The organism is Winslowiella toletana (genome assembly GCF_017875465.1).
GTDB lineage: Bacteria > Pseudomonadota > Gammaproteobacteria > Enterobacterales > Enterobacteriaceae > Erwinia > Erwinia toletana.
In genome coordinates this window covers 4,088,054-4,111,554 of record NZ_JAGGMQ010000001.1, presented here as the reverse complement: position 1 = coordinate 4,111,554, position 23,501 = coordinate 4,088,054, and the positions used below count along the sequence as shown (strand labels likewise).

22 protein-coding genes are annotated in these 23,501 nt (G+C 52.7%); 6 read left to right on the top strand and 16 right to left on the bottom strand.

Translation table 11 applies throughout. The annotated features are described in order from the left end of the window. Positions 1-6 precede the first annotated feature (6 nt). The 6 genes from potG to J2125_RS19155 all read right to left on the bottom strand — a co-directional run bounded on the left by potG (position 7) and on the right by J2125_RS19155 (position 5,309). Entirely contained in the window at positions 7-1,140 is a 1,134-nt protein-coding gene (gene potG, locus J2125_RS19180; protein ID WP_085939536.1) for a putrescine ABC transporter ATP-binding subunit PotG, read from the bottom strand. Between the two features lie 183 nt (positions 1,141-1,323). Further along, entirely contained in the window at positions 1,324-2,433 is a 1,110-nt protein-coding gene (gene potF / locus J2125_RS19175) for a spermidine/putrescine ABC transporter substrate-binding protein PotF (protein ID WP_017802423.1), read from the bottom strand. A 387-nt stretch (positions 2,434-2,820) separates the two neighbouring features. Next, positions 2,821-3,300, bottom strand: a complete 480-nt coding sequence (locus J2125_RS19170) for a YbjN domain-containing protein (protein ID WP_017802422.1) — start codon at positions 3,298-3,300, stop codon at positions 2,821-2,823. An 88-nt stretch (positions 3,301-3,388) separates the two neighbouring features. Next, complete coding sequence (gene rimK, locus J2125_RS19165; protein WP_026111882.1) at positions 3,389-4,291, bottom strand: 30S ribosomal protein S6--L-glutamate ligase; 903 nt, start codon at positions 4,289-4,291, stop codon at positions 3,389-3,391. 21 nt (positions 4,292-4,312) lie between these two features. Beyond that, the gene (gene nfsA, locus J2125_RS19160; RefSeq protein WP_017802420.1) at positions 4,313-5,035 is read right to left on the bottom strand and encodes an oxygen-insensitive NADPH nitroreductase; all 723 of its coding nucleotides are present in this window, start codon (positions 5,033-5,035) and stop codon (positions 4,313-4,315) included. Next, complete coding sequence (locus tag J2125_RS19155; RefSeq protein ID WP_017802419.1) at positions 5,019-5,309, bottom strand: YbjC family protein; 291 nt, start codon at positions 5,307-5,309, stop codon at positions 5,019-5,021. The genes nfsA and J2125_RS19155 overlap by 17 nt, the downstream gene beginning before the upstream one ends. Before the next feature lie 271 nt (positions 5,310-5,580). Here J2125_RS19155 and J2125_RS19150 point away from each other — a divergent pair, with 271 nt between their 5' ends. After that, positions 5,581-5,844 (top strand): GrxA family glutaredoxin, encoded by a 264-nt coding sequence (locus J2125_RS19150; RefSeq protein ID WP_017802418.1) that lies wholly within the window; start codon positions 5,581-5,583, stop codon positions 5,842-5,844. A gap of 60 nt (positions 5,845-5,904) precedes the next feature. On the opposite strand, the gene ybjM is transcribed toward J2125_RS19150, so the two are convergent. After that, the gene (gene ybjM, locus J2125_RS19145) at positions 5,905-6,279 is read right to left on the bottom strand and encodes an inner membrane protein YbjM (protein WP_026111881.1); all 375 of its coding nucleotides are present in this window, start codon (positions 6,277-6,279) and stop codon (positions 5,905-5,907) included. Between the two features lie 271 nt (positions 6,280-6,550). On the opposite strand from ybjM, the gene J2125_RS19140 reads away from it, so the two are divergent. From J2125_RS19140 to J2125_RS19130, 3 genes are all read left to right on the top strand, one after another. Further along, a complete protein-coding gene (locus J2125_RS19140; protein WP_026111880.1) occupies positions 6,551-8,239 on the top strand; it encodes an aspartate:alanine antiporter in 1,689 nt (562 codons plus the stop codon). A gap of 360 nt (positions 8,240-8,599) precedes the next feature. Continuing rightward, positions 8,600-9,205, top strand: a complete 606-nt coding sequence (gene ybjG / locus J2125_RS19135; protein ID WP_209499523.1) for an undecaprenyl-diphosphate phosphatase — start codon at positions 8,600-8,602, stop codon at positions 9,203-9,205. A gap of 557 nt (positions 9,206-9,762) precedes the next feature. Then, the gene (locus tag J2125_RS19130) at positions 9,763-11,049 is read left to right on the top strand and encodes an HAAAP family serine/threonine permease (RefSeq protein ID WP_017802415.1); all 1,287 of its coding nucleotides are present in this window, start codon (positions 9,763-9,765) and stop codon (positions 11,047-11,049) included. A 36-nt stretch (positions 11,050-11,085) separates the two neighbouring features. Here the strand turns inward: J2125_RS19130 and J2125_RS19125 are convergent, their stop codons facing one another. Then, complete coding sequence (locus J2125_RS19125; RefSeq protein WP_017802414.1) at positions 11,086-12,291, bottom strand: serine hydrolase; 1,206 nt, start codon at positions 12,289-12,291, stop codon at positions 11,086-11,088. Positions 12,292-12,573: 282 nt separating this feature from the next. On the opposite strand from J2125_RS19125, the gene J2125_RS19120 reads away from it, so the two are divergent. Then, on the top strand, positions 12,574-13,230 hold the full coding sequence (locus J2125_RS19120) for an HAD family hydrolase (protein ID WP_017802413.1): 657 nt from the start codon (positions 12,574-12,576) through the stop codon (positions 13,228-13,230). Positions 13,231-13,267: 37 nt separating this feature from the next. On the opposite strand, the gene J2125_RS19115 is transcribed toward J2125_RS19120, so the two are convergent. Then, complete coding sequence (locus J2125_RS19115; RefSeq protein ID WP_017802412.1) at positions 13,268-14,377, bottom strand: PQQ-dependent sugar dehydrogenase; 1,110 nt, start codon at positions 14,375-14,377, stop codon at positions 13,268-13,270. A 79-nt stretch (positions 14,378-14,456) separates the two neighbouring features. Next, a complete protein-coding gene (locus tag J2125_RS19110) occupies positions 14,457-15,125 on the bottom strand; it encodes a DUF3313 domain-containing protein (protein WP_209499522.1) in 669 nt (222 codons plus the stop codon). A 341-nt stretch (positions 15,126-15,466) separates the two neighbouring features. Here J2125_RS19110 and J2125_RS19105 point away from each other — a divergent pair, with 341 nt between their 5' ends. Next, entirely contained in the window at positions 15,467-16,204 is a 738-nt protein-coding gene (locus tag J2125_RS19105) for a hypothetical protein (protein WP_017802410.1), read from the top strand. Positions 16,205-16,374: 170 nt separating this feature from the next. On the opposite strand, the gene J2125_RS19100 is transcribed toward J2125_RS19105, so the two are convergent. The 6 genes from J2125_RS19100 to gsiA form a co-directional block, all read right to left on the bottom strand. Next, entirely contained in the window at positions 16,375-17,367 is a 993-nt protein-coding gene (locus tag J2125_RS19100; protein ID WP_017802409.1) for a sugar phosphate isomerase/epimerase family protein, read from the bottom strand. 288 nt (positions 17,368-17,655) lie between these two features. After that, entirely contained in the window at positions 17,656-18,105 is a 450-nt protein-coding gene (locus tag J2125_RS19095; RefSeq protein WP_017802408.1) for a DUF4385 domain-containing protein, read from the bottom strand. A 48-nt stretch (positions 18,106-18,153) separates the two neighbouring features. Continuing rightward, positions 18,154-19,059: a glutathione ABC transporter permease GsiD gene (gene gsiD, locus J2125_RS19090; protein ID WP_017802407.1), complete on the bottom strand. Its 906-nt coding sequence runs from the start codon at positions 19,057-19,059 to the stop codon at positions 18,154-18,156. A gap of 9 nt (positions 19,060-19,068) precedes the next feature. Next, entirely contained in the window at positions 19,069-19,989 is a 921-nt protein-coding gene (gene gsiC / locus J2125_RS19085) for a glutathione ABC transporter permease GsiC (protein ID WP_017802406.1), read from the bottom strand. 53 nt (positions 19,990-20,042) lie between these two features. Next, complete coding sequence (gsiB, locus tag J2125_RS19080; protein WP_017802405.1) at positions 20,043-21,581, bottom strand: glutathione ABC transporter substrate-binding protein GsiB; 1,539 nt, start codon at positions 21,579-21,581, stop codon at positions 20,043-20,045. A 53-nt stretch (positions 21,582-21,634) separates the two neighbouring features. Next, positions 21,635-23,497 (bottom strand): glutathione ABC transporter ATP-binding protein GsiA, encoded by a 1,863-nt coding sequence (gene gsiA / locus J2125_RS19075; RefSeq protein ID WP_017802404.1) that lies wholly within the window; start codon positions 23,495-23,497, stop codon positions 21,635-21,637. Positions 23,498-23,501 lie beyond the last annotated feature (4 nt).

The following is a 23,501-nucleotide window of genomic DNA, read 5'->3' as shown; positions in this document are numbered from 1 at the left end:
CTCAACTCAGACCGTCAGCACCACACAGCTGTCAGTATCCCAACAGAGATGGACTTCATCACCCCAGGTTGGCGCACCTTTGCGGAAGCGATGCGCATTCTGCAACTGGGCAGAGATCATCTGGCCGCTGCGTAAGCGCACATGATAAATCGACAAGTCACCGAGATAGGCAATATGCACCACTTCACCGACGGCAAAGTTACAGCCATCGGCCGGAGGCTGATCGCACAGCATCACCTTTTCCGGGCGCAGGGCGATAAACACCGGCACGTTATCGGTAACCGAGGCGTCAGAATCGACCTTCAGTGGGTTAATCAGCCCCGGGCTGTCAATCACCAGACCATCTTCCTGACGGTCACGCAGCAACCCTTCAAACACGTTAACTGAGCCGATAAATTCGGCGCTGTACCGGCTGGTTGGATGTTCATAAATCTCTTCCGGCTCACCAATCTGCTCAAACTTACCGCGATTCATAATCGCAATCCGTCCCGCCATGGTCATCGCCTCTTCCTGATCGTGGGTCACCATTACACAGGTGGCGCCAACACGCTCAAGAATATCGACCACTTCCAGCTGCATGCGGTCACGCAGTTTTTTATCCAGCGCGCCCATCGGTTCATCCAGCAACAGCAGCTTTGGCCGTTTGGCGAGGCTGCGCGCCAGCGCTACACGCTGACGCTGACCGCCAGAGAGCTGGTGAGGTTTACGTCTGGCATACTCCTGCATATGCACCAGCGCCAGCATCTCCTCCACCCGACTGGCGATCTCGCCGCGCGCCAGTTTGTCCTGCTTCAGGCCAAAGGCGATATTCTGCTCCACCGTCATATGCGGAAACAGGGCATAGGACTGGAACATCATATTAATCGGCCGCTGATACGGCGGAACATGCGACAAATCTTGTCCGTCCAGCCAGATAGTGCCCTGCGTTGGCGGCTCAAAACCGGCCAGCATGCGCAATAAGGTCGACTTGCCACAACCCGACGGGCCAAGCAGAGCAAAGATTTCGCCTTTATAGATGGTCAGGCTGACATCATCAACAGCGTGCTGACCATCAAAGGATTTGGTCAGATTGCGGATTTCCAGCAGCGGCGTTAACGCCTTTGCGGTTTTATTTTGCGGACGAGGGATCGCGTCGTTCACTAACATTACTCTCCGGTGCGAAGCGGGAATAAACGGCAAGGCCGTTAAATGACACAACAGAGGCCAGTACAGAGCCTCTGTTGTTTTATCTGTTATCTTTCTGACGAGCGGCGATAACGCCGCCCCTACAGAGGGTATCTGAATCATCGTAGGGGCGGCGTTATCGCCGCCCACTGTTAACGATTATTTACCACTTTTAACTTTAGTCCATGCACGGGTGCGCACACGGTCAAGTTTTGGATCCTGCACTTTCAGGATAAACAGTTTGGCCATCGCCGCCTCGGTTGGATAGATCCCCGGGTTGTTACGGACATCGGCTTCAACCAGTGGCACAGAGGCTTTATTGCCGCTGGCATAAAACATCTTATTAGAGATTTCAGCGATAACTTTCGGCTCCATCAGATAGTTGATGAACTGATAAGCTTCATCGACATTTTTCGCATCTTTTGGAATTGCCAGCATATCGAAGAACGCCAGTGCGCCCTCTTTTGGAATGCTGTAAGCAATATCGACGCCATTTTTGGCTTCGATGGCACGGTCTTTCGCCTGCAGAATATCCCCTGCCCAGCCGATGGCCACACAGGTATTACCGTTAGCCAGATCGTTAATATACTGCGAAGAGTGGAAATAACGGATGCTCGGACGCAGTTTCAACAACAGATCAGTGGCCGCGCCAGAGTAATCTTTCGCGTCGCTGCTGTTAGGATCTTTACCCAGATAGTTCAGCACGGTAGCAAAAATCTCTTCCGGTGCATCAAGGAAGGAGACGCCACAGCTTTTCAGTTTTTCGAGGTTTTCCGGTTTCAGCACCAGATCCCAGCTGTTGACTGGCGCATCTTTACCCAGTGCCGCTTTCACCTTCTCGACGTTATAGCCGATACCGGTGGTCGCCCACAGATACGGGATAGCGTATTTGTTGCCCGGATCGTGCTGCTCTAATTTCTTCATCAGCTCAGGATCGAGGTTTTTGTAGTTTGGCAGTTTGCTCCTGTCCAGCGGCTGAAACACGCCGGATTCCAGCTGACGCGCAAGGAAGCTGGAGGAAGGCACCACCACATCATAACCGGTGCTACCGGCCATCAGTTTGCCTTCCAGCACTTCATTGGAGTCGAAGACGTCATAAACGACTTTAATGCCGCTCTGTTTTTCGAAATTCGCCACCGTATCCGGCGCGATATAGTCTGACCAGTTATAGACGTGCAGCGTCTTTTGTTCTGCCATTGTGCCAGCGGAAACCGCCATCAACGCCCCGGCAACCACGGCTGACAACCATTTTTTACGTTGGTTGAACATGTTTTACTTCCTCCTGAACAGGCCAAACGGTTATGCAGAACAAGCGACTGATAAACATCCTATCGCTGATCATTTAAGTTAAAAAATACCGGCTTACAATGAATCAATATTCACGCGCTGTTTAATAGAAAAAACCTATACCTGCGCGGGTGTTGCACGCGAAATGCAGCCCCGCAAGAATAGCCCCGCAAGCAGGTACAGGCCAGCCCTCAGCGTAAAAAACGCCTTTTATCGATTTTTTATGCATGTTTCTTCTATGTGATACGCCAGTTATGGCATAAGCCACGCGAAATATCTGGCAATTAAGGGCAAAATGCAGAATAAAAAGTGGTGAGGTAAAAATGAAAAATGCCGCAAAAAGCGGCATTTAAACAGCGGGGAACCGCTTTAGTGCAACATTGACTGCCGCGTGACAATCGACGTGCGATCGTCATCCTCGCCAACCACTAATAAATTGTTGGCAAACGCCTCGAGGATCACCATCGAAATCTGCTCTTCGCTCTGTTTCATAAAGTGCGAAAACTGACCGATGGTGACACCTGCGGTGATCGCTATCGACTGGCAGACAATCAGTTTTGGCAGATTATCATCCTGAATATCGAGGAACGCTTTAACCGTCAGCGAACTGGCATTGATCTGCGACAGATCGGCCACCAGTGGGATCAGCGCGGTGGGCTTCACCTCAGCCAGCGCGGAAAACAGAATAACGTCATCGACCAGATCGAGCTTGGCATCGAAAACGCCATCAAAATTTTGCATATGCGGCAGATGAAGCGCCTGGCAGGCATCGCACTCAAACCAGGTGATACTTTGCTGATCCAGCCAACGTCGTAACACGTCAATATCTGGAACGACGAGTGAATCCATAACCTACTGCCTCATGCCGCCAATTAAAGAGCGCACAGCTTACGGAAAAAGTGTCGCAAACACTACGCCGATGAGTGAAATATGGCACTTAACCGCCGGTTTTCAGACTGAAGCCAGGGCAGGCATGGCGCTCAATCCACTCAATCATCAGGCTGGCAATATCCAGCGCGGTAATATTTTCAATCCCTTCCAGACCCGGCGACGCGTTGACTTCCATCACTAACGGCCCGCGTGCAGCACGTAAAATATCGACGCCAGCCACATCCAGACCCAGCGTGGTAGCGGCTTTAACCGCCATTTCCCGTTCGCGCTGGCTGATCTCCACCCGCCGCGCAGTGCCGCCGCGATGCAGATTGGAGCGGAAATCCCCCTCCTTCGCCTGCCGCTCAATGGCGCCCACTACCTGATCGCCAATCACCAGGCAACGGATATCGCAACCCCGGGCTTCCTTAATATACTCCTGCACAAGGATATGGGCATTAAGGCCGCGAAAGGCTTCAATCACGCTCTCCGCCGCCTGCCGGGTTTCCGCCAGCACCACGCCAATCCCCTGCGTTCCTTCCACCAGTTTAACCACCAGCGGCGCACCGCCCACCATATCGATTAAATCGCGGCTGTCATCCGGCGAATGGGAAAAGCCGGTGACCGGCATATCAATCCCCTGCCGCGCCAGCAGCTGCAACGAGCGCAACTTGTCACGGGCGCGGGTAATCGCCACCGACTCATTCAGCGGATAACTGCCGCACATTTCAAACTGGCGTAGCACCGCCATGCCATAGAATGTGGTGGCCGGGCCAATCCGTGGGATCACCGCATCAAAGTGGCCAAGCGGCTGACCACGATAGTGCAGTGCCGCTGAGGCCGGATTGATATTCATATAGCAGGAGAGCGGGTCGATAATCTCGATCTGATGCCCGCGCGCCAGCGCAGCTTCGCGCAGGCGTTTGCAGGAGTAGAGATTACCGTCGCGGGATAGAATCGCAATTTTCACCAGCAAGCCTCACAGACAATTTTAACGTGTTGCCCAGCCCTGTTTATGCAGGAAATCGAGAATAAACGGGCGGCTCTCTTTAATCATGGTGCGCTGAATATGCGCGCTCCAGGTATCAGTACGCTGATGGCTGTCACGCTGCTGATAGTAATCCAGCAACTGCTGGTCATACTCATCCAGCACGCTGGTATCCATCGGCTGATAACGGTTTTCATGCACCAGCATTTTAGCCGGCATGCGTGGCTTCACATCCGGTTGCTGATCCGGCCAGCCGAGACACATGCCAAACAGCGGCAGCACATGTTTTGGCACGTCAAGCAACTCACTGACCGCCGCGATATTATTGCGGATGCCGCCGATAAATACCCCGCCCAGCCCTAACGACTCGGCGGCGACCAGCGCGTTTTGCGCCATCAGGGCAGTATCGACACAACCCAGCAGCAGTTGCTCCGCCAGCCCCAGCTGTGCATCCGGACACATCTGCAGGTGGCGATGAAAATCAGCGCAGAATACCCAGAACTCCGCCGCCTGCGCGACATACTTCTGGCCACCGCTCAGCTCAACCAGCTGCTGACGCAGTTCAGGATCGGTAATGCGAATAATTGACGAGCACTGTAAAAAACTTGAGGTCGAAGCCGACTGCGCGGCGGCAATAATCGCCTCGCGTTGTGCATCGGTAATCGGCTGTTCGTTAAAAGCACGAATCGAGCGATGTGAACGCAATAAATCAATGGTCGGCGTCATCAGAATCTCCGGTTTTGGTGGTTTTGTTTTGGTGCCTGCCGCTGCCCAGCAGCTGAGGCGCCAGCGCCTGCGCAGTACGCCACATCAGAGTGACGGCTGCGGGCAGCATTAACAGCACACCGGCAAAAAACATCAGCGTGGCGGCAGCTTTGCCGCTCAGCCAGTCGGGCAGCGTCAGCCACTGGTTTACCGACAGCATCGCCAGCACCAGCAGTAAAATGCCCAGCACTTCCAGTACCAGCACCGCTTTAGGTAATTGAGCAAATGCACGCATGTTAACCTCCGCTGCGCGGGAGTCGATAACGACTCCCCTACGATGTTTCAGATACCCTAAAGTAGGGGCGGCGTTCTCGCCGCCCGCCTGCCAGATGCGTCGGCAGCCACATATTAAAGCCTAATCAGCGGTCTTCTGCATAGTCTGTGCAAATCAGATTAACAGGCAATTCCTTCTTCCTTTCAGCAAACGAAGCGGGCATCATAAGCCCATTAAGCGATAAAATGTGATGTTAATCACAGAACAGAATCTAACCTTTGAGGAGTTACCTATGTTTGCAGTGATCTTTGGACGTCCGGGCTGCCCTTACTGTGTGCGCGCGAAAGAGCTGGCTGAAAAACTGACCGAAGAGCGTGAAGATTTTAACTTCCGTTATATTGATATCCACGCAGAAGGCATCAGCAAAGCTGACCTGGAGAAAACTGTGGGTAAACCGGTTGAAACTGTGCCGCAAATCTTCCTCGATCAGAAACATATCGGCGGTTGCACTGATTTTGAAGCTTACGCCAAAGAGAACCTGAACCTGTTCCAGTAATTCCAGCGTAAGAAAAAAAACCGGGTAGCGATACCCGGTTTTTTTATGGCTGTTATTTGCCTACGAGCGCGGTCGCGAGCCAAACATCGCCCGCCACAGCATCACTACCAGCGCGCCGGATCCACACCAGAACAGCGCACTGGCATACCACGCCAGCTCCTGCCAGAAACTTGCCGCAACAATAAAACGCGTATGCGACAACAGCAGACAAAGTGGAATTGACAGCAACGCGCCGCCAAGTGCCACGCTGAGCGGCGCCTCACGGGCAGTGACCCCGGCCAGTACACCGGGAAGGATAAACAGCAGCATGCCTGGCTGAACCCGGATTTCGCCGGGGCTATCAACGGCCATACCGAAACGTACGATGATAAACACCGCACAAAACAACATGACACAAGTCAATACGCCCGATAAACGGACGCCCTGTAACAACATAGCGGGTCCTCAGCTGATTCTGTTCGATAGCCTGCCGTTGAATTAACCACGGTGTTAATTCAAGAAAAGATAATGCCAAAAATTTAAAAACGCGTTGTTTTTACTGGCTGAAAAATAAATAAGTGATTAAAATATTCTCGCTTTAATTTATCCCTGCATAAATTCCGCTACCGGGCGCTAAAAACAGCGTCGCGTCCGCTTACAGTCAGATAAACGTTAGCGCATAAATTTATTTCTATCAACAACTTGCTGGTAAACAAGAAGTTAACCTGTGAACATAAACGTCGCCGAATTGTTAAGCGGGAATTACATCCTGTTATTATTTGTAGTACTGGCTTTAGGACTGTGCTTAGGAAAATTACGCTTAGGTTCTGTACAACTGGGTAATTCCATTGGCGTTTTAGTGGTCTCTCTGCTGCTGGGGCAACAACACTTCGTAATAAATACTGAGGCGCTAAATCTCGGGTTTATGTTATTTATTTTTTGTGTCGGCGTGGAAGCCGGGCCTAACTTTTTTTCAATCTTCTTCCGCGACGGTAAAAATTACCTGATGCTGGCGGTGGTGATGGTGCTCAGCGCGATGATAATGGCGCTCGGCCTCGGTAAACTGCTGGGCTGGGATATCGGTTTAACCGCCGGCATGCTGGCAGGTTCGATGACCTCCACTCCGGTGCTGGTGGGCGCTGGCGACACCCTGCGCCAGACCATCAGCGACCCGCAAGCCCTGAGCCGTATGCAGGATAATCTCAGCCTCGGCTACGCCCTCACCTACCTCGTCGGACTGGTCAGCCTGATCTTTGGCGCGCGCTATCTGCCAAAACTGCAACATCAGGATCTGCCTACCTGCGCGCAACAGATTGCGCGCGAGCGCGGGCTGGATACTGACAGCATCCGCAAAGTCTACCTGCCGGTGATCCGCGCCTACCGCGTCGGCCCGGAGCTGGTGGCCTGGGCTGACGGCAAAAATCTGCGCGAGCTGGGCATCTATCGCGCCACCGGCTGCTATATTGAGCGAATTCGGCGTAACGGTATTCTGGCCAGCCCGGATGGTGATGCAGTGCTGCAGCCAGGCGATGAGATCTCGCTGGTCGGCTATCCGGATGCACACTCACGGCTGGATACCAGTTTCCGTAACGGTAAAGAGGTGTTCGATCGCGATTTGCTGGATATGCGCATCGTCACCGAAGAGATTGTGGTCAAAAATAATAATGCGGTGAATAAGCGGCTGAGCCAGTTAAAACTGACCGACCATGGCTGCTTCCTTAATCGGGTGATCCGCAGTCAGATAGAAATGCCGATCGACGACAGCATTATGCTGAATAAGGGCGATGTACTGCAGGTTAGCGGCGAAGCGCGCCGGGTAAAAACCGTCGCGGATCGCATCGGCTTTATCTCCATTCACAGTCAGCTTACCGATCTGCTGGCATTCTGCTCTTTCTTTATTATTGGTTTGATGATTGGCATGATCACCTTCCAGTTTAGCGGTTTCAGTTTTGGTATTGGTAATGCCGCAGGTCTGCTGTTTGCCGGTATTATGCTTGGCTTCTTGCGCGCCAACCATCCGACCTTTGGTTATATTCCGCAGGGTGCGCTGACCATGGTGAAAGAGTTTGGCCTGATGGTGTTTATGGCTGGCGTCGGGCTGAGCGCCGGTAGCGGCATTACTCACGGCCTCGGCAGCGCGGGCTGGCAGATGCTGGTCGCCGGGCTGGCGGTAAGCCTGGTGCCGGTGGTGATCTGCTTCCTGTTTGGCGCCTGGGTGCTGCGAATGAACCGCGCGCTGCTGTTTGGCGCCATTATGGGCGCGCGTACCTGCGCACCGGCGATGGAGATTATCAGTGATACTGCGCGCAGCAATATTCCGGCGCTGGGCTATGCCGGAACCTATGCTATTGCCAATGTGTTGCTGACCCTCGCGGGCACCCTGATTGTGATTATCTGGCCGATTTTACATAGTTAAAAAATAATTGTTAATTGATCAGAACTTTTATTCAGGGCCACAGTCTTAATTAATGCCACTGCTTTTCTTTGAAATCCCCCAATTGTGGAGCCCGTTAATCTTATGATTAGCGGGTTTTTTTATGCTTTTTATGCGGCAGACAATCGATTTTTTCCTCTCGCTTTTATATAAACGTCATTTTTCCGTCATCAAACTTAAACCAAACTGAAACATCGATAGTGATTAGGAAAATTTCCATTTACCTGCGACGACGGCGCTTCCAGGCTATGCACTTATTTTGACTGATTTTTCCGTAGCTCCCTGAGCGGAACGGTCGGCTTTGGTTTTGGTATCTGCTTAACAGGAAGAGGAAAATTGATAATGGAAACGCTTAATCGCGCACTGTTTCTCTGGATTAACGCCACCCCGGCGTCACCACAGTGGCTGATTTCACTGGCTACCTTTCTGGCTAAGGATCTGATCGCCATTGTCCCGTTACTGATTGTTGCACTGTGGCTGTGGGGGCCAAAAGATCGTGTCCATTCGCAACGTGAACTGGTCCTGAAAACCGGCATTGCGCTGCTATATGCGCTGGCTATCTCCTTCTGCCTTGGCGCGCTGTTTCCGCATCCGCGTCCGTTTACCCTTAGTTTCGGCTATCAGTTCCTTGCGCATGCGCCGGACTACTCTTATCCAAGCGATCATGGCACCACCATCTTCACCTTTGCGCTGGCGTTTTTACTCTGGCACCGTCGCTGGTCCGGGGCGGTACTGATGCTTACCGGCATCGCCATTGCCTGGTCACGCGTCTATCTTGGCGTTCACTGGCCTATGGATATGCTCGGCGGTCTGCTGGTCGGAATGCTGGGTTGCCTGTTCTCGCAGGTAGCGTGGCAGTTCTACGGTACCGCGCTGATGCAGTTGCTGAGCAAGCTGTACCGTACGCTGTTTGCTTTCCCTATCCGTAAAGGCTGGGTGCGTAATTAATCTTTCCGGCCCGCCATTATGCGGGCCGATTATTTTCATCTTATTAAATTCTCTCTGTTAATTAATATCCTTTCGCACAACTGTTAATACTTGCGCAATAAATCCCTTACACGAACGGTTATTAATCTCCTGTTGCGCAAATTGATTACTCTCTAAACACCCATAACTTTATCCTATAATAATACATTGATTTTCATCAATTTAAATTTCATGCTGAATAAAAAATCACCAATCACAACGCTATGTAATCATTCGTTAGCGATGAAAATACAGTAGTTACCACTATCAGATAAAACATTAGCAGCATATACAACAGACAAAAAACCATTAAGGCAGGTTAATGGTCTGATTTTATTAGCGCAGTTGTGATCATGATCACCCGGGATGGCGAAACTTACGCTGCTATCTGCTTATTCCGATGGTAGAGTGTGCGCCATAAAAAATAGTTATGGTTAATCACTGCCGTTCCAGGCGATTAATTCTGCAAGAGCCAGTCAGAATAAATCGTCGGTGGTTAATTAATTGTTCTTCTATTACGGGCAACACTGGAGAAGGTCATGAACTCGTCTCAAACCGCTGTTCTAACGGATGATAAACAGCAAAGCGTGATGACGTGGCGCAAAAGCGACACCATGTGGATGTTGGGTTTATACGGCACGGCGATTGGCGCCGGAGTGCTGTTTCTGCCGATTAATGCCGGTATTGGCGGACTGATTCCGCTGGTGATTATGGCGCTGCTGGCTTTCCCGATGACCTTTTTCGCTCACCGTGGCTTATGTCGTTTTGTGCTTTCTGGCAGCAAGCCCGGCGCGGATATCACTGAAGTAGTGGAAGAACACTTCGGCGTTGGCGCCGGTAAGCTGATTACCCTGCTCTACTTCCTGGCGATCTACCCAATCCTGCTGGTCTACAGCGTGGCGATTACCAATACCGTCGACAGCTTTATTACCCATCAGCTGCATCTGCAGGCACCGCCACGCGCATTGCTGGCGTTGGTACTGCTGCTTGGTCTGATGACTATCGTACGTTTTGGTAAAGAGATGATTGTGAAAACCATGAGTATGCTGGTGTTTCCCTTTGTCGCGGTGCTGATGCTGCTGGCGTTGTGGTTGATCCCGAACTGGAGTAGCGCGATTTTTCATCATGTGTCGCTGGCCGGAAGTGGTCACGGACTGCTGATGACGCTGTGGCTGGCCATCCCGGTAATGGTATTCTCCTTTAACCACTCGCCGATTATTTCTGCTTTTGCGGTCGCCAAACGTGAAGAGTACGGGGATGCCGCTGACAGCAAATGCTCGCGCATTCTGGCCTTCAGCCATCTGATGATGGTGATCACCGTGATGTTCTTTGTCTTCAGCTGCGTACTCAGCCTGACGCCAGAAAACCTGGCGGAAGCGAAAGCACAGAACATCTCAATTCTCTCTTACCTCGCTAACCACTTTGATACGCCGATGATGGCGTGGCTGGCGCCGGTTATCGCCATTGTCGCGATTACCAAATCCTTTCTCGGCCACTATCTGGGCGCGCGCGAAGGCTTTAATGGTCTGGTGGTGAAATCACTGCGTAGTCGTGGCAAGCAGATTGCTGAAGCTAAACTGAATCGCTATACCGCGCTGTTTATGCTGGTCAGCACCTGGATTGTCGCCAGTCTGAATCCAAGTATCCTTGGGATGATTGAGACGCTGGGCGGCCCGATTATCGCCGTACTGCTGTTCCTGATGCCGATGTACGCGATTAATAAGGTGCCGGCGATGCGCAAATACAGCGGCGCAGCCAGCAACCTGTTTGTGGTGCTGGTTGGCCTGGTCGCCATCTCCGGCATTATGTTTAATCTGGTCGGTTAACACCAAAGCAGGGCGGCAAAAACGTCGCCCTGCTGATTACGAGAACCACTTACCAAATAAGCCATCAATCTTCATCATCACAAAATCCCAGATGCGGCTAAAGAAGCCCCCCTCCGGCACGTCGTCAAGCACCACCAGCGGCCGCTGCTCAATGACCTTACCGTTTAGCTGGAAATCAATGGTGCCTACTGGCTGATATTTCTTTAACGGCGCCTGCAACTGCGGCGACGTCAGCGTAAAGCTGGCCTTCAGGTTCTTCATCTGCCCTTTCGGAATGGTGATGGCCGCATCTTTTTCCACACCCAGATTAACCTGCTGCCGGTCGCCAAACCACACACGCTGGGTGGAAAAGGCGGTATTGGCTTTAATTGGCGTCACGGTTTCATAAAAGCGGAAACCCCAGGTCAGTAACTTTTCACTTTCGCGAAAACGAATGCCGTCAGTTGCCGCGCCCAGCACTACCGAAATCAGGCGCATATCCCCTTCCGTAGCGGAGGCCACCAGGTTATTGCCCGCGCCAGAAGTGTGGCCGGTTTTAATGCCATCCACCTTCAGGTTGCTGCTCCATAACAGACGGTTGCGGTTATGCTGGCGGATATTATTGAAGGTGAACTCTTTTTCTTTATGCAGCGCGTACTCTTCCGGCACATCGCGGATCAGCGCCTGACCAATAAGCGCCATATCACGCGCGGTACTATACTGACCTTCAGAGTCGAGGCCATGAACCGTTTTAAAGTGGGTATTCTGTAAGCCCAGCGCTTTAACATAGTTATTCATCAGGCCGACAAACGAGTCCTGACTGCCGGCGACATAGTCCGCCAGCGCAATGCTGGCATCGTTACCGGACTGGATAACAATACCTTTATTCAGCTCAGAAACCGGAATGCGGTCGCCCGGTTTCAGAAACATCAGCGACGAGCCTTGCAGAATCGGATTACCAGTGGCCCATGCGTCTTTGCCCACGGTGACCATATCGTCGTTAGTGATTTTGCCCGACTTAATCGCCTGCCCGGTAACATAGCTGGCCATCATTTTGGTCAGGCTGGCGGGATCGAGACGATCATCGGCTTTTGATTCGGCCAGCACTTTGCCGCTGGCGAAATCCATTAAAACCCAGGCTTTGGCGTCAATTTGCGGCGCTGCCGGGGCCTCTTCGGCGATGGCGGCGGAAGAGGTCACCAGGAGTAAGGTGGTGCTGGCAGCCAGTGCCCGGACACTGACAGAGAGGCGAGTTTTATTCATGGCGAGACCAGAGTATCCATATAAAAAATAAAGGTTTCAAGGCGTTATCAAACAGCACTTAACCCAATACGCTAACCTTTTGGCTGGGTAAAAAAAACAGTATGAGGGTAAAGTTTTTTAGAGTTTATTAGATAATTCTGGGCTTTGCCGCCCCATGCCGCTGATTTTTCTGCCTCGCAATGCCGTCAGCAGAACTGGGTGAAATTCCGATTTTTCGCAGAAAAGTTAAGTCCGTCACAAAAATCCGCTAACCTGATTTCAGTTTGTCACAGGAGAACCACCATGGATTTAGCCCTTTTCGACCTTGATGAAACCCTGATTTGTGAAGACAGCACCGGTCTGTGGCTGCGCTGGCTGGTATCCCAGGGCTTCGCGCCAGAAGCATTGATCGAACAGGAGCGGGCATTAATGGCGCAGTACTACCAGGGTGCGCTGTCGATGGAAGAGTATATGAGCACCACCCTCGCGCCGTTAACCGGCATGGCGACGCTTACCGTCTCCGGCTGGATACGCCGCTTTATTCAGCGCGATATTCTGCCGCGCGTTTATCCCTCAGCACGCGAACGCATGGCATGGCATCAGCAACGCGGTGATACGGTTATGGTGATCTCCGCCAGCGGCGAACACCTGGTAGTGCCGATTGCTCAACAGCTGGGTGCGCACGGTGCGCTGGCGATTGGCGTGGAAATTGTTGATGACCGCTACAGTGGCGCCACCTACGGCACCATGACCTACAAAGAGGGCAAAGTCAGCCGTCTTAGCGACTGGAAAGCGCTGCAAACCGACCAGGCTTTTGCATGCACCTGGGCGTACAGTGACTCAATGAATGATATGCCAATGCTGGAACATGCCGATCATGCGCATGTGATCAACCCGGATGAGCGGCTGCACCAGGAAGCACTTAAGCGCGGCTGGGAAGTTTGTCGCTGGGTGAGATAAGCGTGCAGGTGGCCAGCTGCGCTGGCCACCACCGAAACTATTCGGCAGCCAGCTTCAGTAATTTGCCATTACTTTCATCCGTAAGCACATACAGATAGCCATCCGGCCCGGCGCGCACATCACGGATACGCGCGTTGCGGTCTGCCAGCAGTCGCTCCTGCTCAGTCACTTTGTCACCATTTACCGTCAGCCTGATCAGGCTCTGCTGTTTTAGTGCGCCGATAAATAGCGCGTTCTGCCACTGCGGAAAACGGGCGTGGTTATAAAACGCCATACCGCTAATCGCAGGTGATACTTTCCAGTAAAACGCCGGTTGCTCAGTGCCTGCCACCTTACTGCCTTTGGACTCCGGCACTTTCGCGCCACTGTAGTCAATGCCCCAGGTGGCCAGCGGCCAGCCGTAGTTTTTACCCTTCGCAATAATATTCACTTCATCCCCACCGCGCGGGCCATGTTCGCTTTCCCAGATCTGCTGAGTCCAGGGATTAAGCGCCACTCCTTGCGGATTACGTAAGCCCGAGGCCCAGATCTCGGCGCGGACGTTCGGCTGGCCGACAAACGGATTATCTGGCGGGATAGCGCCATCCGCCGTCAGCCGCACAATTTTACCCTGCAGCTTATTCAGATCCTGTGCAGTGGAACTGTTAAAGTTGTCGCCAAAGACGATATACAGATAGCCGTCGGCATCAAATGCCATGCGCGTGCCAAGGTTAGCGCCGCCGGAGAGCGGTTGCTGACCCAGCACCTTTTTAAAGTTCTGCAACTGGCGATTATCGGCGCTTAATACACCGTAACCCACCGAAGCGCCGCCTGTACCCTGCTCACCGCCCTCGGTATAGCTTAACCAGACGCGACGACTGTGGGCAAAATCCGGCGCCAGAACCACATCAAGCAGCCCGCCCTGCCTCTGCGCCCATACTTCTGGCACACCACTAATCGGCGGCGATAAACCGTTCTGCTGGCTCCACAGGCGCAGCTGTCCAGAACGTTCAGTGATCAGCAGATGCTGGTTATCGGGCAGAAAAGCCAGCGACCAGGGATGCTCCAGTCCGTCCTGGAGCTGTTCAACCTTGACCCCGGCAGCCAGCAGCGGCGCGGAACTAAGCAGTGACAGGCTGACAAGCAGCGTCGATAACAGGCGTGACATAGAATCCCCCGATAATTAAGTGCAGCTATAAACATAGCGCCAGGCGGGTCTGACCGGACGCCTGTTTACAAAAATTTAATCAGGGCGTGGCACTAAAATTAACCGTATCTTCAACCATCAGGTTGATCGGCGTTTTCAGATCGTCAAAGTTAATTGGCGCATTGCTGTTGGCGACGTTTTTGCCAATACCTTTACGCACCACTTCAATCACTGGTTTTCCGGTCTGGGAGTCAATCAGCTGTACCTCAAGAAACAGGGCACTCTCTTGCGTACGATGGCCCGAAGCGGCCATGGTTCCGGCAATGACTGCCGCCACCGGCACCACTTCATAGAACTGTACGCCCTGATTTTCCGCTGAGACCGCCGTAATCGCGGTTTTCATCACTAATACGCCAGGGCCAGGCTGAGTAACCAGCGGTTTACGTTTGGCCACCGCGGCCTTCATTTGCTGGTCGGTATAGGTTCTGATTTGATCCAGCGTCTGCTGACTGACACGCGCATTGGGCGATGCACGGGGATAGTAGATCACCGGGGGATAGACAATACCGCGATAGTCAGACGATTTGTAATCCGGTGAAACCCAGCGCAGGGTCTGATTGCCGCTGGCTGACTGCTCTGGTCGCAGCTTGCTGTAGTCGGGGAGAAAACCGGAATAATGGGTACTATCGGCTACTTTTGAGGTACAACCAGAAAGAGCCACACTTACAACCACAACACTTGCCAGAAGCAATTTGCAGCGAATGGACATATCAGTTTCCTTAGTGATCAACGAGCATTTGAGGGGCAGTCCGTAACGCTTTTAGCATAGGAAACATGGCGGAAATTAACCAGTTAGCAGGAACGCTTTTGCGCTGTAGCGCGACAGAAAATCTGGGAAGGTTAAGTGTTTTATTACTGGATAATTCAAGCGCCAAAATAATACCGTACGGGAATATGCGTGCCTGTGCTGATTTTACGCTCCGGCCTCACCAGTCGGGGCAGAGTATTAACTGGTACCACACTCTGTTTTAAGCGTATTTTAGAATTCATTAATGGTGGCATTATTTACCTTCTCTATCAGGCTTATTAAAACCGAAAGGAGTCACCCATATGGACGCTATAAATTCAAATATCATCATCAACAACTCAGAACTCTCTAAAGGAGTATCATCTGAATATGCTAAGATTTACAATGAAAACACATCAACAATTCTTCACCGCATGCTACCTGCTTCAGACCCAACAACCGATAAAATCGATAAACTGTTTGTGGGGGATGCAGAACAACACCAGGGCTTCCATTGCATTACCTTTCTAGGTTATTCCGGCCTGGGCTACAAAGACCTGGAAAAATTAAAAGAAGCATTAAAATCTGAGCTGGATAGCTGCCTGGCTGCTCATGCGGATAAACAGATAGTTTTAGTATGTGGCGGAACCAGTGCAGGCATCGGTGTTGTCTATGATGTTGTTAATGAATATGCCTCGCTTAAGGAAAAAATAAAACTTATTGGCATTGTTTCTGAAGTGGCCCCCGAAAACGATCTGGCTAAAAATGATGTCAGCATTATCAGGGTTCCTGATCCTGATAATACTTGGGAGACTAAAAAAGTTGATGGTAATAATATACATTATTATATGCTTTATCCTGTACTCAAGTATGATGGAGAAGTACAAGTCTGGGGAGGTGGAAAGATTGCATATGACGAAGCAGAAGCAGCAATAAAACTGGGCATTAAGACAACATTCTTTCGGTTTGAACCTGATAGTTCTGCGTTACAAAAAAAACTTGATGCCGGAAAAACATATCAAGAGTTGTGCCCGGTGATATATCATGAGTTTATGCGTTAAAGCGTAAATGCCAGAAAAAAATGTAGATCCTTTTTTTTATGGCGCGATGACTCGCGGTAAGCTGCAATTTAACGCTGCGCTGGAAATATGATATCAATCCCGATGCAGATTCACGCTAAAACATATTGATATCCTTCGCCCCTCCAGGGCGAAGGATAAATAACCGCAATCTACTCCTGAATTGAAGTCAGTAATGCATTCTGCACAATACGTTGCGCTGCCAGCGGATTTTGTTCCGCCTGCGCAGCCTGCAACGCAGCAATATCCAGTTTATCCAGCGCGCGATAAATATGCTTCAGAAAGCGAATCGATAAATTCGCGGCGTCAATATGGTCTTCACGGAACGGAAACTGATCCAGCTGCCAGACGCCATCCCAGTTATTGATTTTCAGCACATAGAAGAATTCAAAAATTTCCGTCATATGCACCGTACCGACGACCAGGTCATCATCCCAGCCGCGCAGATTATCGTTAACATCCATGCCGAACAGACGACCGCGATCGATAATCAGCTGTGCGGAGTCCGCTGGCGATTCACCGGCAAACAGCGCATGACCAAAGTCGAGCAGGACCCCGACGTTATCGAGGCCAATATCATCAATACCCAGTAAGGTGCGCGCGGCAGAATCCCAGGTCATTTTAACCCGTGGTTCACGCGGTTTATATTCAATGGCAAATTTCACATCCGGATTAGCGCCAGCCAGATCGCGCATGCCATCGACCGCCAGTTTCCATAAATTCTTATGGTCAACCTGGAACGGATAGTCCCAGCCATCCTGACCCGGCCAGACTTTCACATAATTCGCCCCGACTTCGCGCACCACGGTAGCCGCTTCATTCATTAAGGCAAACGCCTCGGCGCGCGCACGCGGATCCGGATTGGTAAAAGCGCCGCGCGAGAATTTACGCAGATAGATTTCCGGGGTGATGCCGATGGCCTTTAATCCGGCCTGTTGCAGCGCGTCTTTGACTTCGCTGAGGCTGACGCCCGGCGTAAACGGATAAGGCAAATCGACATAGGATAAATCTTCCACCTGTTTCGCCTGCATAATCTGATCGATAGTGCTGAGCGCCGGACCATAACCATCAACTGCATAACGATCGATATAGTTGGCGAAGTGCCATAAACCGGCACCGAACTTGGGATAATTGTAGGTACTCATAGTGAGATGTTCTCCAGATCAGCCTGTTATCATTGAAGAATATGGTTGCAACGAAAGATGATCGAAAAATCGGCTGACCATCTGTCAGTGCCACCTGAATATATATTCACTAAAGATTATTTATTCAGTGATAATGGCTGATATTGTTTCTGACATCCATCTCAGGGTGAGCAAAAAGTGATAACTCTCACATAATTTTCATGCTAACTAACCGCTGCGCACAGCAGTATTGGATCAAGGGATATTGGCGTGACGGAACCTGAAGTGGGTAAAACGGATTAACGGCCCTTAGCCATAGCGGGCCTGATGCTGTTTTTTACGCGTTAAATAGTCATTATCGGCGCGAATCTGGTCCCAGTGGGCTTTAAAAATCGCCGCCGCGCGGGCTTTCTCTTCATTAAGCTGATAAGGCAAAACCTGACGATCCGCATCGTATTTGCGGCCACCTTTATGGTTGGCGTAGCGGCGGGCGCGGGTATAGCCCATCTGAATAAATTTACGCGCCATATCCATGCCGACAAAATCATCCTGCGCGCGATACGCTTCATACAGCTGCATTATTTTGTTTGCCGAGATTTCTGCAACTGCGGCAGTTTTAAAGCGCCAGTGCGGCAAAATTTCGCTTTTGTAGGGTTCCACCATCAGCACCCCCTGCTCACCCCGTCCCACCTGGTAGCGTTCGGGGTGCTGACGAAAATCGATACGTTTAAAATCCTGCTGGTAATCAAATTCCTTCATGGCCTGCTCCCGACGGAAAATAACAAGCCTGGCACAGCAGCAGAGGCATCAGGTTTTTAATTTTGGGTCCAGTGCATCGCGCAAGCCATCGCCTAACAAATTAAACGCCAGTACCGTCAGGAAAATCGCCAGACTGGGGAAAATCGCCACATGCGGCGCCATCACCATATCGGCGCGCGCTTCATTCAGCATCGCCCCCCACTCCGGCGTCGGCGGTTGCGCGCCCAGACCAAGGAACGAGAGGCTGGCGGCGGTAATAATTGAGGTGCCGATTCGCATGGTGAAATAGACCACAATCGACGACACGGTGCCCGGCAGGATATGCCGCAGAATAATGGTGATATCGGATGCGCCAATACTGCGCGCCGATTCAATAAAGGTCTGGTGCTTCAGCACCAGCGTATTACCACGCACCAGGCGGGCAAAGGCAGGAATACTGAAGATCGCCACCGCGACAATCACGTTGGACATACCGCTGCCCATAATCGCTACCACCGCAATCGCCAGCAGAATGCCAGGAAAGGCAAACAGCACGTCGCAGATGCGCATAATTATCCGGTCCCACCAGCCTTCATAATAACCAGCCAGCAAGCCGAGCAGCGTGCCAATAAGCGCGCCAATCGCCACCGAGAAGAAACCGGCAATCAGCGAAATGCGCGTGCCGACCAGCACCCGGCTGAAAATATCACGCCCCAGCGAATCAACCCCCAGCCAGTGCATCATCGACGGCCCTTCATTCAGCCGGTCGTAATCAAAATAGTTTTCCGCATCAAACGGAGCAATCCACGGCGCGACAAACGCCAGTATCAGTAACAGCAGAACAAACAGCCCGGCAATCATCGCCACATGCTGACGGCGAAAACGCCGCCAGAACTCCCGCCACGGCGTGCGTACGCGATTGGCCTGTAGTGCTGGCATCGCCTTAAGCGCCGCTTCACGTCGCCAGTTTTTCATTGCGATTCCTTATTTGTAGCGAATAGCCGGATTGATTGCGGCATACAACATATCGACGATCAAATTGATCAGAATAAACTCCAGCGAAAACAGCAGCACTTCTGCCTGAATCACCGGATAGTCACGCATCGCCACCGAATCCACCAGCAGGCGCCCAAGACCCGGCCAGTTAAATACCACTTCAACCACAATCGAACCGCCGAGCAGAAAGCCGAACTGCAGGCCCATCATGGTGACCACCGGGATCATCGCATTGCGCAGGCCATGTTTGACCACCACCAGCGTTTCACTGACCCCTTTGGCGCGCGCGGTACGCATATAATCTTCCTGCATCACCTCAACAAAGGAGGCGCGGGTAAAGCGTGCCATCACCGCCGCTACCGCCGCGCCAAGGGTGATAGAGGGTAAAATATAGTGTTTCCAGCTATCGGCGCCAATGGTCGGCAACCAGCCCAGCTCGACCGAGAACACCTGCATCAGCAACATGCCGAGCGCAAACGCGGGAAAGGAGATACCGGAAACCGCCAGCGTCATGCCGAGACGGTCCGGCCAGCGGTTGCGCCATACCGCGGAAACCACGCCAATCGCCATCCCAAAAATCACTGCCCACACCATGCTGGTGAGCGTCAGCCATAATGTTGGCATAAAGCGCGAGGCAATCTCATCGACCACTGGCCGCTTTGACACCATCGAGTGGCCAAAATCGCCCTGCAGCACATTGAGGATAAAATGCCAGAACTGCTGCGGTAACGGCTGATCCAGCCCCAGTTGCTGACGCACCATCGCCACCACCGTCGCATCCGCATCCTGCCCGGCAATCAGCCGCGCCGGATCGCCCGGTAGCATATGGACAAACAGGAACACCAGCACCGCCACAATCAGCAGCGTGGGAATCAGTCCCAGTAAGCGTTTAATAAAATAGTTAAGCATGCATCATCCTGCGCGTTGCCCTGCCAGCCGCTGACGACTGGCAGGGTGCGGCATTACTTCAGATCGGCTTCATCGAAGCTAAATGAGGTATCCGGCATCACATAGAAGCCGGTCAGCGTTTTGCTGTTGGCCGAGACTAACTGTTCAACCACCAGCGGCGCCCAGGCGTGATCATTCCAGATACGATCCTGTGCATCTTTATACAGTCTGGCTTTCTCAGCACGATCGGTGGTTTGCAGCGCACCGGCCAGATCTTTATCCACCTGCGGATTACTGTAGAAGGCGGTATTAAAGATCGCTGGCGGCCAGGAGGCGGTGGCAAACAGCGGCGTCAGCGCCCAGTCAGCTTCGCCGGTAGAGGCGGACCAGCCGGTGTAGAACATGCGCACGCCACTCTCTTTCTGGCCTTTACCTTCCACTTCGGCCGCTCGCTGACCGGCATCCATCGCCGTCACCTGCACTTTAATGCCCACCTGCGCCAGCTGCTGCTGGGTAAACTGCAGCACTTTCTGCGCGGTGCTGTGGTTATGCGAGGACCACAGGGTGGTGGTAAAGCCATCTGGATAGCCCGCTTCTTTTAACAGTTCGCGCGCTTTGGCCGGATTATATTCAATCTTCGGATAGGTTTGCGCAAAGTCGATCGAGGGCGGCACGATACCGGTGGCTGGCGTGGCGTAACCGCTAAACGCTACTTTCACCAGCGCCTGACGGTTAATCGCGTAGTTAATCGCCTCACGCACTTTCGGATTATCAAAGGGCTTCTGCGTCACGTTAAAACTGATATAGCGCTGCATAATCGATGGCGAGGTCACCAGATCCAGCTTGCTGTTGCCCTGCAACACTTTCGCCTGCTCAAACGGGATCGGGAAGGCGAAATTCGCTTCACCGGTCTGCATCATCGCCGCACGGGTATTGTTATCGACGACCGGACGCCAGGTAATGCTGTCGAGTTTTGGATAACCCTTTTTCCAGTAACCGTCCCACTTCTTCACTTTGACAAAGTCAGTCTGGTTCCAGGTGACAAACTGATACGGGCCGGTGCCAACCGGATGGAAACCAATATCCTTGCCATATTGTTTCAGCGCGGCAGGCGAGATCATCGCCGCCGCAGGATGCGCCAGGTTATTGATAAAAGCCGAGAACGGCTGTTTCAGGGTAATTTTAACCGTTGTCGCATCCACGGCGTCAGTAGAGGCGATATATTTAAACAGGTTATAGCGCTTCAGATGATTGTCGGGATTACTGGCGCGATCGAGATTGGCTTTTACCGCGTCGGCGTTAAAGTCGCTGCCATCCTGGAACTTCACGCCAGGGCGCAGTTTAATGGTGTAAGTCAGGCCATCGGCGCTGGCCTGGTAGCTTTCCGCCAGCACGTTGGTCAGTTTCATATCCTTATCAAAACCAAACAGTCCCTGATAGAAAGACTTGGCCACCGCCTGCGACAGCGTGTCGTTGGCATCATAAGGATCGAGAGTAGTGAAGTTGGAGGCGACAGCAATCACCGCATCCTTTGCCGCCCAGGCCGGAACTGCAGCGAAACTGCCGATCAGGCCCGCGGTAACCAGCCATTTACGCGTGTGTGAAATCGTCATGTTGCATTTATCTCCTGTAGTCCCTTGTTAAGGTATTTTGGCAAAACACAGATTCAGGCGCCGCTAATTGCATGGCGCGCGACAAAATGTCCGACGCCGACTTCCACCAGCGGTGCGACATCCGGCTCATCACCCAGCTCGCGAATCGGGCTGGGCATTTCATCGACCAGTAAGGCGCGCTCACGGCGGCGATGGCCGGGATCGGCCACCGGCACCGCCGACATCAGTTTACGGGTATAGGGGTGCTGCGGGTGCTCAAAGACCGCCTGTCGCGGACCAATCTCGACAATCTGCCCGAGATACATCACCGCCACGCGATGGCTGATACGCTCCACCACCGCCATATCATGAGAAATAAACAGAAACGCGATGCCGAACTCACGCTGTAAATCGAGCATCAGATTGATAATCTGCGCCTGAATCGACACATCCAGCGCCGATACCGACTCATCGGCAATCACCACTTTCGGATTCAGCGCCAGCGCGCGCGCAATGCAGATACGCTGGCGCTGACCGCCAGAAAACTCGTGCGGATAGCGCCGGGCATGTTCCGGCAGCAACCCGACTTTCTCCAGCAGCCAGCCGACGCGCGCTTCCGCTTCGCGCCCCTTCATCACGCCATGCACCAGTAGCGGCTCCATAATCGAGAAACCGACCGTCAGGCGCGGATCGAGTGAGGCATAGGGATCCTGAAAAATAAACTGAATATCACGACGTAAATGCGACAGCTCGCTGTTTTTCAGCTGATCGATGCGTTTACCGGCAAAGGTAATGGTGCCGCTCTGGCTCTCCACCAGCCGCAACAGCGAACGCCCGGTGGTCGATTTGCCGCAGCCCGACTCTCCCACCAGCGCCAGCGTTTCACCCGGCCGCAGATCAAAGCTGACCTTCTCCACCGCATGCACCCGGCGTCGGACACGATTAAAAATGCCGCTGCGAATATCAAAGCGCGTCACCAGATCGCGCACCTGCAAAATCGGCTCCGCCTGCGGCGACACGGTATCCTGCGGCAACTGGGGCTGCGGATCCTGCGCGTTAACCAGCGGGAATTTCGCCGGGAACGGCTGACCGCTCATCGATCCCAGTTTCGGCACCGCCGCCAGCAGCGCACGGGTATACGCCTGCTGCGGCTGACGGAAGATATCGTTGACCGGCGCGGTTTCCACCACTTCACCGCGATACATCACCTGCACACGATCGGCCATTTCCGCCACCACGCCCATATCGTGGGTGATAAAGATCACCGCCATTTCCATCTCTTTTTGCAGCACGCGGATCAGCTGCAAAATCTGCGCCTGAATGGTGACATCCAGCGCGGTAGTCGGCTCGTCGGCAATCAGCAGCGCCGGTTTACAGCAGAGCGCCATCGCAATCATCACCCGCTGGCGCATACCGCCGGAAAGCTGATGCGGATAGCGCGTCAGCACATTTTTCGCTTCCGGAATGCGCACTAAATCGAGCATCCGCTGTGCTTCCGCCAGCGCCTGACGATGATTGAGTCCCTGATGCAGGCGAATCGACTCGGCAATCTGCTCACCCACCGGAAACACCGGATTGAGCGAAGTCATCGGCTCCTGAAAAATCATCGCCATATCGGCGCCGCGAATGCCGCGCATCTGCGACTGACGCATGTTCGCCACATCGATCACCGCGCCATTGCGGCGACGCAGCCAGATTTCGCCGCTGTCCATCCTGCCGCCGCCCTGCTCAATCAGGCGCATCAGCGCCAGCGAGGTCACCGACTTACCGGACCCGGATTCACCGACAATCGCCAGCGTTTCGCCACGCTTTACTTCCAGTGACAGCTTGCGCACCGCCTGGGTGGTCACCCCTTCCTGGGTAAAACTGACGCTAAGATTACGTACCGCAAGCACCTGCTCTGGCGACAGCTGCATCTCTGCTGGTGATCCGGTCATGCCC

Coding starts and splice junctions, on each gene's coding strand:
- potF (WP_017802423.1), bottom strand. CDS start 2,433: ATGTTCAACCAACGTAAAAAATGGTTGTCAGCCGTGGTTGCCGGGGCG.
- J2125_RS19170 (WP_017802422.1), bottom strand. CDS start 3,300: ATGGATTCACTCGTCGTTCCAGATATTGACGTGTTACGACGTTGGCTG.
- nfsA (WP_017802420.1), bottom strand. CDS start 5,035: ATGACGCCGACCATTGATTTATTGCGTTCACATCGCTCGATTCGTGCT.
- J2125_RS19155 (WP_017802419.1), bottom strand. CDS start 5,309: ATGCGTGCATTTGCTCAATTACCTAAAGCGGTGCTGGTACTGGAAGTG.
- J2125_RS19150 (WP_017802418.1), top strand. CDS start 5,581: ATGTTTGCAGTGATCTTTGGACGTCCGGGCTGCCCTTACTGTGTGCGC.
- ybjM (WP_026111881.1), bottom strand. CDS start 6,279: ATGTTGTTACAGGGCGTCCGTTTATCGGGCGTATTGACTTGTGTCATG.
- ybjG (WP_209499523.1), top strand. CDS start 8,600: ATGGAAACGCTTAATCGCGCACTGTTTCTCTGGATTAACGCCACCCCG.
- J2125_RS19130 (WP_017802415.1), top strand. CDS start 9,763: ATGAACTCGTCTCAAACCGCTGTTCTAACGGATGATAAACAGCAAAGC.
- J2125_RS19125 (WP_017802414.1), bottom strand. CDS start 12,291: ATGAATAAAACTCGCCTCTCTGTCAGTGTCCGGGCACTGGCTGCCAGC.
- J2125_RS19120 (WP_017802413.1), top strand. CDS start 12,574: ATGGATTTAGCCCTTTTCGACCTTGATGAAACCCTGATTTGTGAAGAC.
- J2125_RS19115 (WP_017802412.1), bottom strand. CDS start 14,377: ATGTCACGCCTGTTATCGACGCTGCTTGTCAGCCTGTCACTGCTTAGT.
- J2125_RS19110 (WP_209499522.1), bottom strand. CDS start 15,125: ATGTCCATTCGCTGCAAATTGCTTCTGGCAAGTGTTGTGGTTGTAAGT.
- J2125_RS19105 (WP_017802410.1), top strand. CDS start 15,467: ATGGACGCTATAAATTCAAATATCATCATCAACAACTCAGAACTCTCT.
- J2125_RS19100 (WP_017802409.1), bottom strand. CDS start 17,367: ATGAGTACCTACAATTATCCCAAGTTCGGTGCCGGTTTATGGCACTTC.
- J2125_RS19095 (WP_017802408.1), bottom strand. CDS start 18,105: ATGAAGGAATTTGATTACCAGCAGGATTTTAAACGTATCGATTTTCGT.
- gsiD (WP_017802407.1), bottom strand. CDS start 19,059: ATGAAAAACTGGCGACGTGAAGCGGCGCTTAAGGCGATGCCAGCACTA.
- gsiC (WP_017802406.1), bottom strand. CDS start 19,989: ATGCTTAACTATTTTATTAAACGCTTACTGGGACTGATTCCCACGCTG.
- gsiB (WP_017802405.1), bottom strand. CDS start 21,581: ATGACGATTTCACACACGCGTAAATGGCTGGTTACCGCGGGCCTGATC.
- gsiA (WP_017802404.1), bottom strand. CDS start 23,497: ATGACCGGATCACCAGCAGAGATGCAGCTGTCGCCAGAGCAGGTGCTT.